Origin of the sequence: Streptomyces sp. cg40 (genome assembly GCF_050320165.1) — a bacterium.
Classification (GTDB): domain Bacteria; phylum Actinomycetota; class Actinomycetes; order Streptomycetales; family Streptomycetaceae; genus Streptomyces; species Streptomyces hokutonensis.
Genome location: NZ_CP190128.1, coordinates 9,421,036 through 9,436,078, shown reverse-complemented (window position 1 = coordinate 9,436,078; position 15,043 = coordinate 9,421,036). Strand labels below are relative to the sequence as shown.

At 71.9% G+C, this 15,043-nt stretch carries 14 protein-coding genes; 7 read left to right on the top strand and 7 right to left on the bottom strand.

Features of this window, described 5'->3' with window-relative positions; genetic code table 11:
- Nucleotides 1–24 precede the first annotated feature (24 nt).
- Nucleotides 25–3,303 (bottom strand): bifunctional lysylphosphatidylglycerol synthetase/lysine--tRNA ligase LysX, encoded by a 3,279-nt coding sequence (gene lysX / locus ACQHII_RS42575; protein WP_427924271.1) that lies wholly within the window; start codon nt 3,301–3,303, stop codon nt 25–27.
- Between the two features lie 90 nt (nt 3,304–3,393).
- On the opposite strand from lysX, the gene ACQHII_RS42570 reads away from it, so the two are divergent.
- Nucleotides 3,394–3,855 (top strand): universal stress protein, encoded by a 462-nt coding sequence (locus tag ACQHII_RS42570; RefSeq protein WP_427924270.1) that lies wholly within the window; start codon nt 3,394–3,396, stop codon nt 3,853–3,855.
- A gap of 7 nt (nt 3,856–3,862) precedes the next feature.
- Here ACQHII_RS42570 and ACQHII_RS42565 read toward each other — a convergent pair whose 3' ends face one another.
- The gene (locus ACQHII_RS42565) at nt 3,863–4,690 is read right to left on the bottom strand and encodes an alpha/beta fold hydrolase (RefSeq protein ID WP_427924269.1); all 828 of its coding nucleotides are present in this window, start codon (nt 4,688–4,690) and stop codon (nt 3,863–3,865) included.
- Nucleotides 4,691–4,747: 57 nt separating this feature from the next.
- On the opposite strand from ACQHII_RS42565, the gene ACQHII_RS42560 reads away from it, so the two are divergent.
- Nucleotides 4,748–5,224, top strand: coding sequence for a MarR family winged helix-turn-helix transcriptional regulator (locus ACQHII_RS42560; RefSeq protein ID WP_427924268.1), 477 nt, complete (start codon nt 4,748–4,750; stop codon nt 5,222–5,224).
- Between the two features lie 25 nt (nt 5,225–5,249).
- Here ACQHII_RS42560 and ACQHII_RS42555 read toward each other — a convergent pair whose 3' ends face one another.
- The gene (locus tag ACQHII_RS42555) at nt 5,250–6,389 is read right to left on the bottom strand and encodes a CapA family protein (RefSeq protein WP_427924267.1); all 1,140 of its coding nucleotides are present in this window, start codon (nt 6,387–6,389) and stop codon (nt 5,250–5,252) included.
- Between the two features lie 222 nt (nt 6,390–6,611).
- Here ACQHII_RS42555 and ACQHII_RS42550 point away from each other — a divergent pair, with 222 nt between their 5' ends.
- From ACQHII_RS42550 to ACQHII_RS42540, 3 genes are all read left to right on the top strand, one after another.
- Nucleotides 6,612–7,157, top strand: coding sequence for a sigma-70 family RNA polymerase sigma factor (locus tag ACQHII_RS42550; RefSeq protein ID WP_359614403.1), 546 nt, complete (start codon nt 6,612–6,614; stop codon nt 7,155–7,157).
- Between the two features lie 157 nt (nt 7,158–7,314).
- Nucleotides 7,315–7,830 (top strand): hypothetical protein, encoded by a 516-nt coding sequence (locus ACQHII_RS42545; protein WP_019068324.1) that lies wholly within the window; start codon nt 7,315–7,317, stop codon nt 7,828–7,830.
- 141 nt (nt 7,831–7,971) lie between these two features.
- Nucleotides 7,972–8,622 carry a zf-HC2 domain-containing protein gene (locus tag ACQHII_RS42540; protein ID WP_427924266.1) on the top strand — a complete coding sequence of 217 codons (651 nt, stop codon included), beginning with the start codon at nt 7,972–7,974 and terminating at the stop codon, nt 8,620–8,622.
- On the opposite strand, the gene ACQHII_RS42535 is transcribed toward ACQHII_RS42540, so the two are convergent.
- The gene (locus tag ACQHII_RS42535; RefSeq protein ID WP_427924265.1) at nt 8,609–9,430 is read right to left on the bottom strand and encodes a helix-turn-helix transcriptional regulator; all 822 of its coding nucleotides are present in this window, start codon (nt 9,428–9,430) and stop codon (nt 8,609–8,611) included. The two genes, ACQHII_RS42540 and ACQHII_RS42535, sit on opposite strands and share 14 nt — an antisense overlap.
- A gap of 72 nt (nt 9,431–9,502) precedes the next feature.
- On the opposite strand from ACQHII_RS42535, the gene ACQHII_RS42530 reads away from it, so the two are divergent.
- Together ACQHII_RS42530 and ACQHII_RS42525 are read left to right on the top strand one after the other, a co-directional pair.
- Nucleotides 9,503–10,219, top strand: a complete 717-nt coding sequence (locus tag ACQHII_RS42530) for an SDR family oxidoreductase (protein WP_427924264.1) — start codon at nt 9,503–9,505, stop codon at nt 10,217–10,219.
- A gap of 26 nt (nt 10,220–10,245) precedes the next feature.
- Nucleotides 10,246–10,497, top strand: coding sequence for a hypothetical protein (locus tag ACQHII_RS42525; RefSeq protein WP_427924263.1), 252 nt, complete (start codon nt 10,246–10,248; stop codon nt 10,495–10,497).
- Nucleotides 10,498–10,548: 51 nt separating this feature from the next.
- Here the strand turns inward: ACQHII_RS42525 and ACQHII_RS42520 are convergent, their stop codons facing one another.
- The 3 genes from ACQHII_RS42520 to ACQHII_RS42510 form a co-directional block, all read right to left on the bottom strand.
- Nucleotides 10,549–11,412 carry an Fpg/Nei family DNA glycosylase gene (locus tag ACQHII_RS42520; RefSeq protein ID WP_427924262.1) on the bottom strand — a complete coding sequence of 288 codons (864 nt, stop codon included), beginning with the start codon at nt 11,410–11,412 and terminating at the stop codon, nt 10,549–10,551.
- 31 nt (nt 11,413–11,443) lie between these two features.
- Nucleotides 11,444–13,510, bottom strand: coding sequence for a SpoIIE family protein phosphatase (locus ACQHII_RS42515; protein ID WP_427924261.1), 2,067 nt, complete (start codon nt 13,508–13,510; stop codon nt 11,444–11,446).
- 86 nt (nt 13,511–13,596) lie between these two features.
- Nucleotides 13,597–14,943, bottom strand: coding sequence for a DUF6777 domain-containing protein (locus ACQHII_RS42510; RefSeq protein ID WP_427924260.1), 1,347 nt, complete (start codon nt 14,941–14,943; stop codon nt 13,597–13,599).
- Nucleotides 14,944–15,043: the final 100 nt, after the last annotated feature.

Genomic DNA, 15,043 nt, shown 5'->3' with positions numbered 1-15,043 from the left:
CCGCCCGGCCCAGCGTTCGGACGCTCAGCGGCGCCGGACGAGGGGGAACGGCAGCGTCTCACGGATCGTCAGACCCGTGAGGAACATGACCAGTCGGTCCACGCCGATGCCGAGGCCCCCGGTGGGCGGCATCGCGTATTCGAGGGCGTCGAGGAAGTCCTCGTCGAGCTCCATCGCCTCGGGGTCTCCCCCGGCGGCCAGCAGCGACTGGGCGGTGAGGCGGCGGCGCTGTTCGACGGGGTCGGTCAGCTCGGAGTAGGCGGTGCCGAGTTCGGTGCCGAAGGCGACCAGGTCCCAGCGTTCGGCGAGCCGTGGGTCGGTGCGGTGCCGACGGGTGAGCGGGGAGACGTCGGTCGGGAAGTCCTTGTAGAAGGTCGGCAGCCGGGTCGGCTCCTCCACCAGCCGCTCGTACATCTCCAGTACGACGTCCCCGCGGCTGTCGTCGGCGCCGTACGGCACGCCCGCACGGTCGCACAGCAGATGCAGACGGGCCGGCTCCGTGTCGGCGTCGATCTCCTCGCCGAGGGCCTCGGAGATCGCGCCGTGGACGGTCTTGACCGGCCACCGCCCCGAGATGTCGTACTCCTCGCCGTCCTTGCGCGCGACGGGCGAGCCGAAGACGGCGGTCGCGGCGCCCTGGACGAGTTCACGGGCGAGGTCGAGCATCACGTCGTAGTCGGCGTACGCCTGGTAGGCCTCCAGCATCGTGAACTCGGGGTTGTGCTTGTAGGAGACGCCCTCGTTGCGGAAGGTCCGGCCCATCTCGAAGACCTTCTCCAGGCCGCCGACGCAGAGGCGCTTGAGGTACAGCTCCGGGGCGATCCGCAGATACAGATCCAGGTCGTAGGCGTTGATGTGGGTGGTGAAGGGGCGGGCGTTGGCGCCGCCGTGGATCTGCTGGAGCATCGGGGTCTCCACCTCCAGGTAGCCGCGCTCCAACAGGCCCTGGCGCAGGGCCTGTACGGCGGTGGAGCGGGCGCGGACCACGTCGCGGGCCGCGGGGCTGGCGACCAGGTCGAGGTAGCGCATGCGGACCTTGGCCTCGGGATCGGTCAGGCCCCGGCGTTTGTCGGGCAGCGGGCGCAGGCACTTGCCGGTGAGCTGCCAGGAGGTGACGAAGACGGTGGGCTCGCCCTTGTCGCTGGTGCCCGCGCGGCCGGTGGCGGTGATGTGGTCGCCGATGTCGGTGTCGGCGGTGAAGCGGTCGAGGGCGGGGCCCGACTCGGCGCGGGTGAGGGCGAGTTGGTGGTCGCCGGACCAGTCGCGCAGGGTGAGGAAGACGATGCCGCCGAGGTCGCGCACCCTCATCACCCGCCCGGCGACGGTGACTTGGTCCCCCGCGCGGATCTCGGCGAGGGTGTGGGTGCGCTGCGGGACGCCGACCGGGTAGGGGTCGGTGCCGGTGGCGACGAGGCGGTCGAGGGTGCGGTGCCGGACGCGTACCTGTTCGGGCAGGCCGCTGTCCGGGCCGTCGGTCCCGGCCTCGTCCCCTCCGTCGGGGCCGAGTGCCGACAGGGGCGGCAGCCCCGCGGTGGTCGCGGGCCGCTGTCCGCTCTTCGGGTGCCCCTTTCCCCAGAGTTGGCGCAGCGACGGTACGGAGACGAAGCCCTCGGCGATACCGGAGGCGAGGCTGATCCGGGCCAGCGAGGCGGTCTCGCCGTAGCAGATGAAGCGGGGGTACCACTCGGGGTGGTACTTGGCGTTGGAGCGGTAAAGGGCCTCCAGTTGCCACCACTTGGAGAAGAACAGCAGGAGGCGGCGCCACAGGCGGAGCACCGGTCCGGCTCCGATGCGGGCGCCCTCCTCGAAGGCCGAGCGGAACACGGCGAAGTTGAGGGAGATCCGGTGGACGCCCAACTTCGGTGCGGCGGCGCAGAGTTCGGCGACCATGAACTCCATGACGCCGTTGGGCGCGGTGCGGTCGCGGCGCATCAGGTCGAGGGAGACGCCGTCGGTGCCCCAGGGGACGAGGGAGAGCAGGGCGAGCAACTTGCCGTCCTCGTCGAGTGCTTCGACGAGGAGGCAGTCGCCGTCGGCCGGGTCGCCGAGGCGGTCCAGGGCCATGGAGAAGCCGCGTTCGGTCTCGGTGTCGCGCCAGGCGTCGGCGCGGTCGACGACCTCCTCCATCTCCGTGTCGGTGAGGGTGGCGTGGCGGCGGATGCGGCAGGTGGCACCGGCGCGCCGGACACGGCCGACGGCCTGGCGGGTGACGCGCATGTCGCGTCCCGCGAGGTCGAAGTCGGCGACGTGGAGGATCGCCTCGTCGCCGAGTTGGAGGGCGCCGAGCCCGGCGCGGGCGAAGGCCCTCGCGCCGTCCTCGGAGGCGCCCATCACGGCGGGGGCCCAGGCGTGGCGGCGGGCCAGGTCGAGCCAGGCGGCGATGGCGTGCGGCCAGGCCTCGCGGTCGCCGACCGGGTCGCCGCTGGCGAGGCAGACGCCGGCCTCGACGCGGTAGGTGACGGCTGCCTTGCCGCTCGGTGAGAACACGACGGCCTTGTCGCGCCGGGTGGCGAAGTAGCCGAGGGAGTCCTGGCCGCCGTAGGCCTTCAGGAGGGCGCGGATGCGGTCCTCCTCGTCGCCGTGCAGGGCCGCTTCGAGGCGCTGGGAGCGGAAGAGGACGGTGGCCGCGTTGAGGAGGGCGAGCGCGCCGAAGAGGCCGAGGAGGAAGGACACGGCTCGGGGCGGACGGCCGTGGAAGGAGCGGGCGGAGACCAGACCGCCGCAGACGCGGTTTGCCGCCAGGGCCAGGTGCTGGCTTTCGGGCAGGGTGCCGGGGAAGAGGGAGATCAGCCCCCAGCCGGCGAGGATCGCCACGGCGAGCCCCGCGAACAGGACGGCGAGGGCCCGGCGGACGGCGGCCCGGCGCGAGGCGGCGTAGAACTGCTTGCGGGCCACGATCAGCAGGATCAGCAGCAGTCCGCACACGACGAGGGACGGGAGGGACGCGGCGTACAGACCCAGCGCTACGCCGAGGGCGTCCGTGAGGACCAGCAGGGCGAGATAGACGACCACCAGCCACCAGGCGATCTTCTTGCGGGCGGCGGTCGCGGCGGCCAGCAGGAACAGGAAGACCGCGTAGGCGAGGTTGGCGCTGACGGGGACGATCAGCAGGTCGAGGAAGCGGACGACCGGGCGCAGCAGGCGGCGCAGCGTCTCGGAGAAGGCCAGCAGCAGGCACAGCAGGCCGAGGGCGCCGAAGAAGGTCGCGAAGCCCTCCGGCACCCTGCTGAGGAAGCCGTGTCCGGGCGGTCGTATCGGGCCCGTGGTGTCCTTGGCCCTGGCACCCTCGACGGTGGCGGTCATGCTTCCGACTGTAGGAACAGGGCGGGCCGCGCGCCCGTCGAGAACTCCCGGGAGGGTTCGGGACCTGCGGGTTCCGATAACCTCGCAGCCGTGACGGAACAGCAGCCAACTCAGTTCGAGCGGGGCACGGACGGGCCGAAGGTCATCGTGGCCGGGGTGGACGGCTCCGAGTCCTCGCTGCGGGCCGCGGCCTATGCCGCGGGCCTGGCCCGGCGGCAGCACGCGCTGCTCGCCATCGTGTACGTGCAGCCGGTGCTGGCGGCGGGCGCGGCCATGGGGGCACCGGTCGCGGAGACGACCGACGAGATCGCCGAGGACCTGGTCGCCCAGATCCGGCACGAGACCGAGCGGGTGAAGGGGATATTCGACATCCGCTGGGAGTTCCACACGTTCCGCGGCGACCCCTACGGCGGCCTGGTGAAGGCCGCCGACCAGCTGAAGGCCGACGCGGTCGTCGTCGGCGCCTCCGAACAGGCCGGCCACCGCATCGTCGGTTCGGTCGCGGTGCGGTTGGTGAAGGCGGGGCGGTGGCCGGTGACGGTCGTGCCGTAGGGCACCGTCAGAGGAAGTGCAGGAAGTCCATGAGGATCGCGTTGAACTCCTCGGGCTTCTCCATGTTCGGGTAGTGGGCGGCGCCCTCGATCGTGGTCGAGCGGCCGTTTTGGACCGTGCCGGTGAAGCGGTTCGCCATGGCGAGGCTGTCGGGCCAGTCGAGGGCGCCGTTGATCGCCAGGACCGGGACGTCGAGTTTCGGAACGCGGGGCCAAGGGTCGCCCAGTGGGACGTACCAGTCGCGCTCGCCCGGTGTGTGCTTGGCGAGCGTATGCGTGGTCAGTTCGCGCAGGCGTTGGACGACGGACGGCTCGACCTCGGCCACCTCGCGGTGCGGACCCGCCACGCCTTCGGCGAAGTGGTCGAGCCAGCCCGTGAAGTCACCCGCGGCGAGCAACTGCCCGACCCGGGCCTGCCGTTCGAGCAGTTGGGGGTCGGTGTACTCGAACGCGCTGGTGCCGGCGCCGGAGACGACGATCGCCCGGACCAGTTCGGGGTGTTCCAGCGCGGTGTCGGTGGCTACTGCCGCGCCCATGCACAGGCCGACCAGGACGGCGGGCCCCAGGTCGAGGTGGTGCAGGAGTCCCGCGAGGTCGTCGGCCCAGCGGAACGGTCTGCTCGCGTTGGCCGAGAAGCCGTGGCCGCGGATGTCCGGGGCGATGACGCGGAATTCGCGGGCGAGGACCGGTATCTGGTCGTCGAAGACGCGGTGGTCGGCGAAGCCGGAGTGGAGGAGGACGACCGGGTCGCCGGTGCCCACGTCGAGGTAGGCCAGGTCCCCGTCGGCAGATGCGAAGAAGCTCAGGTTCGAAGCACGTTCCGAAGCAGCTGTCATGACAACCAAGGTGTCATCCTTGAGGAGGGTTGGCAACCCAGGTGTCATGATGGGGCCGTGAACGACTCCGCTCCCCTCTCCCCCGACGAACTCGGCCACCGCCTCACCGAGGTCTTCGACCTGGTGGGCCCGCTCTACCGGCGCGCCCTGCGCAAGGTCGAGCAGGGCGAACCGGTCGAGGGGGTCTCCGTCGGTGTGCGCGCCGTACTCGATCTGCTGCGGCAGCACGGGCCCATGACGGTGCCTCAGATGGGCCGGACCCTGGCCCTGAGCAGGCAGTTCGTGCAGCGCATGACCAACGAGGCCGCGGACCACGGCTGGGTGGAGGTGACGCCCAACCCCGCACACCAGCGGTCCTCCCTGATCCGGCTCACCGAGGAGGGCCGGTCGGTCATCACATCCGTCCTCGGCCGCGAGCACTCCCTGAACCGCCAGGTCGGCGGCGATCTGACCGACGCCGAGGTCAGCGCGTGCGTGCGGGTGCTCACCGAGATCCTCAGGACCTTCGACCACGTCGATGTGGACGTGGACTGACCGTCCGTCACTTCCCCATCACGAGCTACTTCCCCATCACCAGCCCGTCCTTCGCCGCGCCCCGGCTCAGCACCAGTTCGCGAATGCGGTCGCGGTCGGCGGTCAGCTCGGCGCCCTGGCCGATCGCCCGGTCGACGTCGACGACCCGGCCCGCGTCGACGTCGAAGAGTTCTGGGACGAACTCCGCCTTGGCCACTTCCCACCGCGCGCCCGGCCGGACGGGCGGCACGAAGGTGAAGCGGGCGAGGGTGCTCGTGTTGCCGCCGGGGTTCTGGGTGCCCGCGTTGTCGTACATCTCGCCGGTGACCTGGTCTCCGAGCCCGTAGACCACCCAGGTGCCGTTGACCTTCTCGTACGCCTGCGGGGTGCGGGCGTGGGTGCCGAGGATCAGGTCGATGTCGGGGCGGCCGTCGGTACGGGCGGCGGTGAGCTCCCCGGCCAGCGCGACCTGTTGCGGGTCGGGCGTGTCCTGGCCCGGCGTGCCCCAGCGCAGCGAGACGACGACCACGTCGGCGCCCGCGCGCCGGGCCTCGCGGGCGTCGGCGAGGATGCGGGCGGGGTCGAGGAGGTTGACGGACCAGGGCTCGCCGGCCGGGAGCGGGACGCCGTTCGTGTTGGTGGTGTAGGCGAGGTGGGCGACCTTCGCCGGACCGGCGCGCAGCAGCGTGACCGTGCGCGCCTCGGCGTCCCCGCGCGCCGTTCCCGCGTGCCGTACGCCGGCGCCGTCGAGGGTGTCGAGGGTGTGCTGGACGCCGAACGGGCCGTCGTCCAGGCTGTGGTCGGAGGCGGTGGAGCAGCTGTCGTAGCCGGTCGCGGCGAGGGCCCGGGCCTCCTCGGGCGGGGAGTCGAAGAACGGGGAGCCGGTGCGGTCGCCGTAGGGCGTCTCGATGTGACACAGCGCCAGGTCGGCCCGGGAGACGAGGGGTTGGACGCCGGAGAGCATCGGCGCGAAGTCGTAGCCGGTGCCGCCCGCGTCGAAGCGGGCGCGGTCGAGGACGGCGCTGTGCGGGAGGATGCCGCCGGCGGCGACGAGGGTGAAGCCGCGGGCGGCGGGGGGAGCCGGGCGGCCGGCGGCCTTCGGGTCGTGGTGCTGGGCCTGGCAGGCGGCGGCCGCGGCGAGAACCCCCGCCAGGGCGACGGCCACCTGTCGTCTGCGTGCGATCATCAATTCACCCCACTGTGGTCATATTTACCCACCGATAGGTATGAACCTCGGCGCCCCCGCAAACGGCTTCCGGCCCCTGATGACCCGTCCGGTGTGCGCGTGTGGGGGATCCCCGGGGGCGCGGACCGTTCGTCGCACCGTTCGCCGACGCGATCGACCGTCCGCCGCACGCCCCTTGTGCGCCCTCTGTCCCCGGACGGCCCCCTGCGATGCCATACGGCCATGACGGCCGGACCCACGCTCACCAACGGAACGACCGCCGAGCACGAGCTCGCCGCACTGCAGCGCGAGCACGGCAGGCCGCTCTTCGCGCTGCTGCTCCGGCTCTGCGACGGCGACCGCCAGCGCGCCGAGGACCTCGTCCAGGAGACCCTGGTACGGGCCTGGCAGCACCCCGAGGCCCTGCGCGCCGACGACTTCGATTCCGTACGGCCCTGGCTGCTGACGGTGGGCCGGCGGCTCGCCATCGACGCGCGGCGGGCCCGGCAGGCGCGACCGCCCGAGGTCGGGGACGCGGTCCTGGAGAACGCGCGGGTCTGCGCCGATCACGCGGAACGGTCGGCGGCGACGCTCGATGTGCGGGAAGCTGTGAAGACTCTCACTCCGGAGCACCGCGAAGTCCTGGTGCTCGTGTACTTCCAGGGGGCGAGTGTGGCGGAGGCCGCGGCGGCCCTCGGGATTCCGCCCGGTACGGTGAAGTCCCGTGCCTATTACGCGCTCCGCGCCCTGCGCCGGGTGCTTCCCGGCTATGCGGCCGACCTGCGGTGAAACCAACTCCTTAGTCAAACCTCCGTAAAGCGCCTTGCTCAGGACCCTGGTTGAGTAATCGGCTGTCCTCATCCGTGTTCCGGACTGGGGGGCCCGGGGGTTCCTGACGGAGCCCCGGGCCGGGCGACGCGCACGCACCGGAGGAAGGCAGGAAGGGATGCTGCACAGAGGTCAAGAGAGCACGGACGGCACCGGTGGCGGTGAACTCACCGTCCCCATGGCGTGGTTGTACGCCGAGTACATCGCCGACGAACTGCTGCGGACCGGCGACCTGATGCCGCCGACGTCCTTCGAGTTCCGTGCGGGACGGGACGCGCTGGCGCTGACCATCTTCCTCTCCGACACGGACGGTGAATTGTCCGGTATCAGAGTGGTCACCCAACTTGAGACCTGGCTTTCGCTCACGGCGTACGACCAGCCGTGGCAGGACTGGGTCGGTGAACGTATGTCCAAGTTGACGGCGGAGGCGGTCGAGGCCGGCGTCGACGCACCGGACCTCGCGCTGGCGGAGAACGCCTGGCGCTGGCTGGAGGAGACCGAGCTGCTCGCGCCCGATCTGGACGCGGTGCCGGGAGGCGGTCCGGTGACCGGTGAGGACGACGGGCCGAAGGTCTGGACGCCCGCCTGGCAGCTGGGTCTGCCGCTCGGCCATCTCGCCATCCATCTTTTTTGAAACAGGGACCAATCCACGGGTTCGACCGCTACGAATTCGTGATGGCGATTCTGTGTGCGCCTTGAGTGATTCGACGGGCTGGTGCGTACCGATGGGAGCAAGGAGTAACCCCACCCGCACCTAACGGCACGAGGATTCGTCATGAGGTCCCTGGAAAGGCATCGCGACGTCGGCGCGTACGCGCTCGGCGTGCTGGACGAGGCGGAGGCCTTCCGCTTCGAGGATCACCTCATGGAGTGCACCAGCTGCGCGGCGCATGTGACCGAATTCGGTCCCGCCTCACGGCAGTTGATGCTGTACCGGCGTGCGACGCCGCGCTACGTGCACCCCATGGCGCAACCCGGGCCCCGGCTGCTCGACCGGTTGCTCGGCGAGGTGTCCGCCCGTCAACGGGCCGGACGGCGGCGTTTTCTCTACGCCGTGGCCGCCTCGGTGGTACTGGCCGTGGGCGGCCCCGCGGTGGCGACGCTCGCCGGGGGCGGCGACGGGGCGGTGCAACTCACCGCGACCGACGCCAAGTCGGGCGTGTGGGCACAGGTCACGGCCGCGAACGAGAACTACGGCAGTGATGTGTCCCTCAAGATCAAGGACGGCGCGGGCCCCCGCTCCTGTCGTCTCGTGGTCGTCGGCAAGGACGGTTCCGAGCAGGTCGTGACCAGTTGGAACGTTCCCGCGCACGACGCGACGATGATCACGATGCAGGGTGGCGCGGCGATGCACCCCGACGAGATCGACCACTACGACGTGCGGACGGCCGACGGCCGGCAGCTGGTGCGGCTCACCTCGCACTGAAGTCCCGCCCTGCGGCGGCCAGTTGCCGCAGGGCTCGCGCGGACGGGGTGCCCGGGTCCGCGGTGAGGAAGACGACCTCCTGGTCGTCGTGCGGGACCGTGAGCACATCGCAGTTCACCCGCAGCGGGCCCACCCTCGGATGGGTGAGGGTCTTGGCGCGGTGCCCCGGGGCGTGTACCGGGTCGGTGTCCCAGATCTGCGTGAACTCCTCGCTGCCGGCGCGCAGTTCGGCCAGCAGGCGGGCGAGGTCCGGGTCGTACGGATAGCGGTCGGCGGCGCGGCGCAGCCGGGAGACCACGATGTGCGCGGACTCCTCGGCACTCGAACTCTCCAGGGGCCGGCCCAGGAAGCGGCGGCGCGCGAAGTTCGGCCGCGTGCGGAGATCCCCGCCGAGTACGGCGTCCGCGAGCGGGTTCCAGGCGATGACGTCGTAGGTGGCGTCGGTGACGATGGCCGCCGTGTCCGGGATGCGCTCCAGCAGGGCCGCGACATGCGGACGGACGGTCCGTACTGGCGCGGCGAGCGGCGTCACCTGGGTGCCCGCCAGCCGGAACAGATGGCTCCGTTCGGCCGCGGTGAGCCGGAACACTCCGGTGAGCGCGTCCAGGACCCGGGGCGAAGGCCGGGGGCCGCGGGCCTGTTCGAGGCGGGCGTAGTAGTCGACGGACATGTGGGCCAACTCGGCGACCTCTTCCCGGCGCAGTCCGGAGGTCCGCCGGGACGGCTCCCCCGGCAGCCCCACGTCGGCCGGCACCAGCCGCTCCCGCCGCCCGCGCAGAAACCGGGCCAGTTCCCGTCTGTCGGTCACGGTGCCTCCCTCCGGCCGCCAGGGACCGGTAGTCCCTGGTTCGACGGCGCCGGACACGGAATCGTCGTCCCCATGAACGATTCCACAGCACTGGTCACCGGCGCCAACAAGGGCATCGGCAAGGAGATCGCCCGCCTGCTCGTAGCCGAGGGCTTCACCGTGTACGTCGGCTCGCGCGACGCGGACCGGGGACACCGGGCGGTCGATGAACTGGGCCCCGGCGCCCGCCTGTTGGTCCTAGACGTCACGGACGCCGACAGCATCGCGACGGCGGCACGAGAGGTCACCGCCCTGGACGTCCTGGTCAACAACGCGGGCATCATGGCCGGGGCGAGCCCCGCACCCGAAGCCGACCTCGACGACATCCGCCGCACCTACGAGACGAACGTCTTCGGAGTCCTCGCGGTCACCAACGCGTTCCTCCCGGCCCTCCGCCGCTCCTCCCACCCCCGCATCGTCAACATCTCCAGCGGCACCGGCTCCCTGGCCTGGAGCGCCGACCCGGACCGGGAGTTCGCCGCCCACGCCGGAGCGGGCGCCGCCTACCGCTCCTCGAAAACGGCCCTCAACGCCCTCACCCTCTTCTACGCCCAGTCCTTGGCGGCCGACGGCTTCAAGGTGAACGCCCTCGCGCCGGGCCTGCGGGCGACAGACCTCAACGAACGGGCCGCAGCGAGCGACGGAGACCCGGCGGAAGCTGCACGCGGCGCCGTCGACCTGGCCCTGCTGCCGGACGACGGGCCCACGGGCCGGTTCCTGTCCTGGGACGGGACACCCGTGCCCTGGTGAGCCGATCGGCAGGGCATCCTGTGGCGATGGACGACACCGAGCCGGCCCAGACCACCCGATCCGTGTTGCTGCGCGGCCTGTGGCGCGACGCGATCGACGGGTGGGGCACCCCTCGCGCGCTGGATCAACTCCCAGCCGCCCAGAGGCTGTCGGCCGCCGGGGCGGACAGGGACGACCTCGTCCGCCTGGTCCGGGCCGTCGCGTACGAGGCGGTGTTCGCGACGCTCGACACCCTCGACGCGGGCAGGCGCTCCCGGGGCTGCGCGAGGACCTGTTGACGTCGGATCCCGGCGGGCGTGACGGAGCCGACCTCTGGCAGTAGCGCCCCGCTACTTCAGCAACCGCGACATCCGCCGGTCCGCAAGCGGCTTGCCGCCCGTCTGGCAGGTGGGGCAGTACTGGAGGGACGAGTCGCTGAAGGAGACCTCGCGGATGGTGTCGCCGCAGACCGGGCAGGGCTGGCCGGTGCGGCCGTGGACGCGCAGGCCGCTCTTCTTCTCCGCCTTGAGGCGGCCCGCCGCGACGCCTCGGGAGCGCTCGACGGCGTCCAGGAGTGTGGTGCGCAGGGCCGTGTAGAGCGTGTGGGTCTCGGCCGGGGTCAGGGACGCGGCCAGTTTGAAGGGGCTCGTCTTCGCCGCGTGCAGGATCTCGTCGCTGTACGCGTTGCCCACCCCGGCGATCAGGGTCTGGTCGCGCAGGGCGCCCTTGAGCTGACGGCGTTCGTCCTTGAGGAGTGCGGCGAAGCGCGGCTCGTCGAAGTCGTCGGCCAGGGGGTCGGGGCCGAGGCGGGCGACGCCGGGGACGGACCGCGGGTCGGTCACGACGTACACCGCGAGGCGCTTCTGGGTGCCCGCCTCCGTGAGGTCGAAGCCCTCGCCGGTCTCCAGGGCCACGCGGAGCGCGAGCGGGCCCTTGCCGGGGCGGGGCGGGCCGTCGGGGAGGCGGTCCTTCCAGTGCAGCCAGCCCGCCCGGGCGAGGTGGGTCACCAAGTGCGGGCCGCCGTCCGTCTCGACGTCCAGGAACTTGCCGTACCGGTGCACGGCCACCACCTCGTGTCCCTCCAGCGCGGTGGGCGGAGGGTCGTACGTCTTCAGGACGCTGATGGCGACGGGTAGCACCCGTACGATCTCGTGGCCGACGAGGTGTTCGGTCAGGAAGTCCTTCAGCGCTTCGACCTCGGGAAGTTCCGGCATACGTCCAGGGTGCCATCAGCGGCGCGTGGGGTCAGCTCCGGTCGGGCACCACGAACTCGCACCACACGCACTTGCCGCTGCCGCGCGCCTCCACGCCCCACACGTCCGTGAGCAGGTCGACGAGTAGGAGACCGCGCCCGGATACGCCGTCCTCGCCGGCCTCGCGGCGGCGCGGGAGGGCGCTGGAGGAGTCCTCGACCTCGACGCGCAGCCGGCGGTCGGGGCCGGTGAGCACCCTGAGGGTGACGATCGCGGAGCCCTCGGTGTGCATCAGGGCGTTGGTGATCAGTTCGTCGGCGACGAGTTCGACCTCGTCGGCGCGCTCACGCCCGCCCCAGGCCCGGACGGCGGACCGGATCATGTGCCGGGCCTCGGTGAGCGCCTCGGAGTCGCCGGGCGCCACATGCTGCTGGAGCCGGCCGCCGGAGCGCGGGGCGTCGAGGCCGCGGCGGCGCAGCAGGAGCAGCGCCACGTCGTCCTCGCCGCCGCGTTCCTCGGCCACGTCGATGAGCAGATCGGCGAGGTCGCGTACGTCGTCGGGGCCGGAGGCGATGAGCGCGACGAGGGTCTGCATGCCGTCGTCGAGGTCGGCCCCGGGCTGTTCGACGAGGCCGTCGGTGCACAGCAGCAGGGTCTGGCCGGGGTCGAGTTCGACGGTGGAGACGGGGTATTCGAGCCGCCCGAACTCGGCGGACAGACCGAGCGGCAGCCCGCCCGTGACGGACATCCGACGGCAGGTCCCGTCCAACTGCCGCACCAGCGGGTCGATATGACCGGCCCGGACCACCTGGACCACTCCGGTGGACAGGTCGGCCTCGGCGTAGAGGCAGGTGGCGAAGCGGTCGGTGTCGAGTTCGTGCAGGAAGACGGAGGCACGGGCCATGACCGTGGCCGGGGTGTGTCCCTCGGCCGCGTACGCCTTCAACACGATCCGCAGCTGGCCCATGACGGCGGCGGCGTGCGTGTCGTGGCCCTGGACGTCGCCGATGACCGCGCCGACCCGGCCACCGGGCAGCGGGATCAGGTCGTACCAGTCACCGCCGATGTCCCGCCCGAGCTTCGCGGACCGGTAGCGGACCGCGACGTCGGCGCCCGGCACGCTCGGGATGGCCCGCGGCAGCATCGCCTGCTGGAGGCCCTGGGCGAGGTCCTTCTCCTGCTCGTAGAACATCGCGCGCTGGAGGCTCTGCGCGATGCTGCTGCCCAGCGCGACCAGCACGTTGCGCTCCTCCGCCGAGAAACCGCGCCGGTCGCTGTAGAGCAGCCCCATCGTGCCGATCGGCCGAGCCTGGGCGATCAGCGGCAGATAGGCGCCCGCGGTGATGTGCAGTCCGGCGATGTGCTGCCACAGCAGCGGGTACCGCTCGGCGAACTCCTCGGGCGACTCGATGAACGCCGGGCTGAGCGTCCGTACGACTTCCGTCATCGGGTACGGGTCGTCGATCCGGAGGACCTCCTTGCCGGGTACGACGCTGCCCTCGGCGACCAGGCGGATCCGGCCGGCCTCCACCAGCCCCATGACCAGTCTGGTCGCGCCGAGGTGGACGAGACCGTGGGTGTCCTGGAGGACGTCGATGACGTCCTGCACGGTCCGGGCGTGGGCGAGCGCGGCGGTGGTGAGCTGGACGACGTTGGTCTGGTCGCGCCGGGCCGCGTCCAGGGCGGCCTGTTCGCGGCGGGCCGCGCTCTCGGCGAGTTCCTCGGTGGCGTCCCGCACGATGCCGATGATCCGGCGCGGGCGGCCCGTCTCGTCGCGCCGGATGTAGCCCTGGGTGTGGGTCCAGCGCAGGGTGCCGTCGCGCAGCCGCATCCGGAAGTAGGCGCCGTAGTTCTCGCTGCCGTCCTTCATCGCCTGGGAGACGAGACCGTCGAGCCGGTAGCCCTCGGGCAGCGGTACCCGGATCGCCAGGGTCTCGGGGCGTCCGTCGTATTCGTCGGGGCGCAGGTCGAAGACCTCGTGGGCCTGGGCGTCCATGTGGAACATGCCGTTGTCCAGGTCCCAGTCGAAGCTGCCCATGCGGTTGAGCGCCAGGATCGGGTCCGGGTGGGCGGGCCAGTCGTCCGGGAGTGACAGGGCGCTCGCTCCCCGATCAACCATGCGGCCCACCTTGCCAGGATTTGCCCGATTATTCGACTTGTCCGAGGCCTATGGCCGCATCTCCGCTGCGGCCTCTGCGGGCACCGTCAGCCGACGTCAGGCAGGCCGGGGGTCTCCGGGACGGCCGTCGGGCCGATCTCGTCCGGGGACCCCTGGTCCTGGGAGGGCTGGGGCGCGCTCGTCCTGGGGGCGGCAGTGACGGTGGCGGTGGGGCAGCCCACGGCACCTGGGGCAGGTATCCGGGCCGCCGTTCCGCCGGCCGCACCCGGGGAGACCGTGACGGTCGGGGTCGCGCAGGGGGTGGTGAGGTCGTCCGGGGCGGTGCTACGGCCGTCACTGGGGGACGCGCTCTCCTCGCTCGGCGAGACGCTCGGGGAGGCGCTCAGGGACGCGCTCGGAGCGGCGCTCGGCGAAGAGTCCGGCGGCCTGCCCGGCGAGGCGCTCGACGAAGGGCTCGACGAGATGCTCGTCCCGCCGGACGGGGTACCCGTTCCTCCGGTCGGGGCGCTGGAATGGCTGCCGTGCGGGCGCGGAGAGGTGCTGTCGTGCGGACCCGGAGACGTGCTCCCGTGCGGAGCCTGCGTGGTGCCGGGCCGTGTCGGCGGCACATGGACCGGCGGCCGTACGACGTGGTCGTGGTGGGGCCCTCGATGGCCGAGGGGCCGTTCGATCCAGGTGTTGTCGACGACGTTGACGATCGTGATGTTGGTGATCACCTGCGGAGCCGGTGTCACTACGACGACTTCGGCGGGCCGGTACCCGGACCAGCCCCGTCCGCTGCTGCCGGAGTTCCCGCCCGCCACACCCACCTTGAGCGGGTTGCCGCAGGCGCAGCGCACCCGGGGCACGCCCCGGCTGTCGACGAGGACGGCGGTACCGGCCTGGAGGACCGACTGGAAACCGGTCACCTGGGCATCACGGAAGCCGTGATTGGTGACCTGGGTGTCGGCGCGCAGCACGACCGAGGTCAGCCCGCGCAGATAGCCGGGAATCGCGCTCCGGGAGATCCCCTCGGCCTGCGCGAAGGCACCGGCCTTGGCCTGGTCCCGGGTGAGATACGCGATCTGCCGCTCGACATCGCAACTGCCGGTCCGCGCGGTGCCGCCGTAGAGGCCGGGCGTGGCTCCGGAGACGGCGAGCGTGTGCGCGGGGGACGCGGTCCGCGTGGGCGTCGGGAGCGCGGGCGCGGGCCCCGTGGGCGCCGACTGCGGCGTTCGGGTGACCCTCGGCCTGGCACTCGGCGCGGTGGCCGTGGAGTCCGTGAAAGGATCGGGGCCCTGCGCCGCGACGGGCTGAAGGAAGATCTCGCCGCTCGACTTCGTGGCCCTGCCGCTCGACTTCATGCCGTGGGCGCCGTCGCCGCCGCAGCCGGCGACGAGGAGCGCCGCCGAGAGCGCGCAGGCCGTGGCGATGGTTCCGGTCGATGTGCGCACCGTGTTCTCCCGCCTCAAGCCGGGTGATTCGCCACTATTGTCTGCTTCACCCGCATGGGTTACGCAACCGGAGGCATGGAAGACACAGAGTGACGGTCGG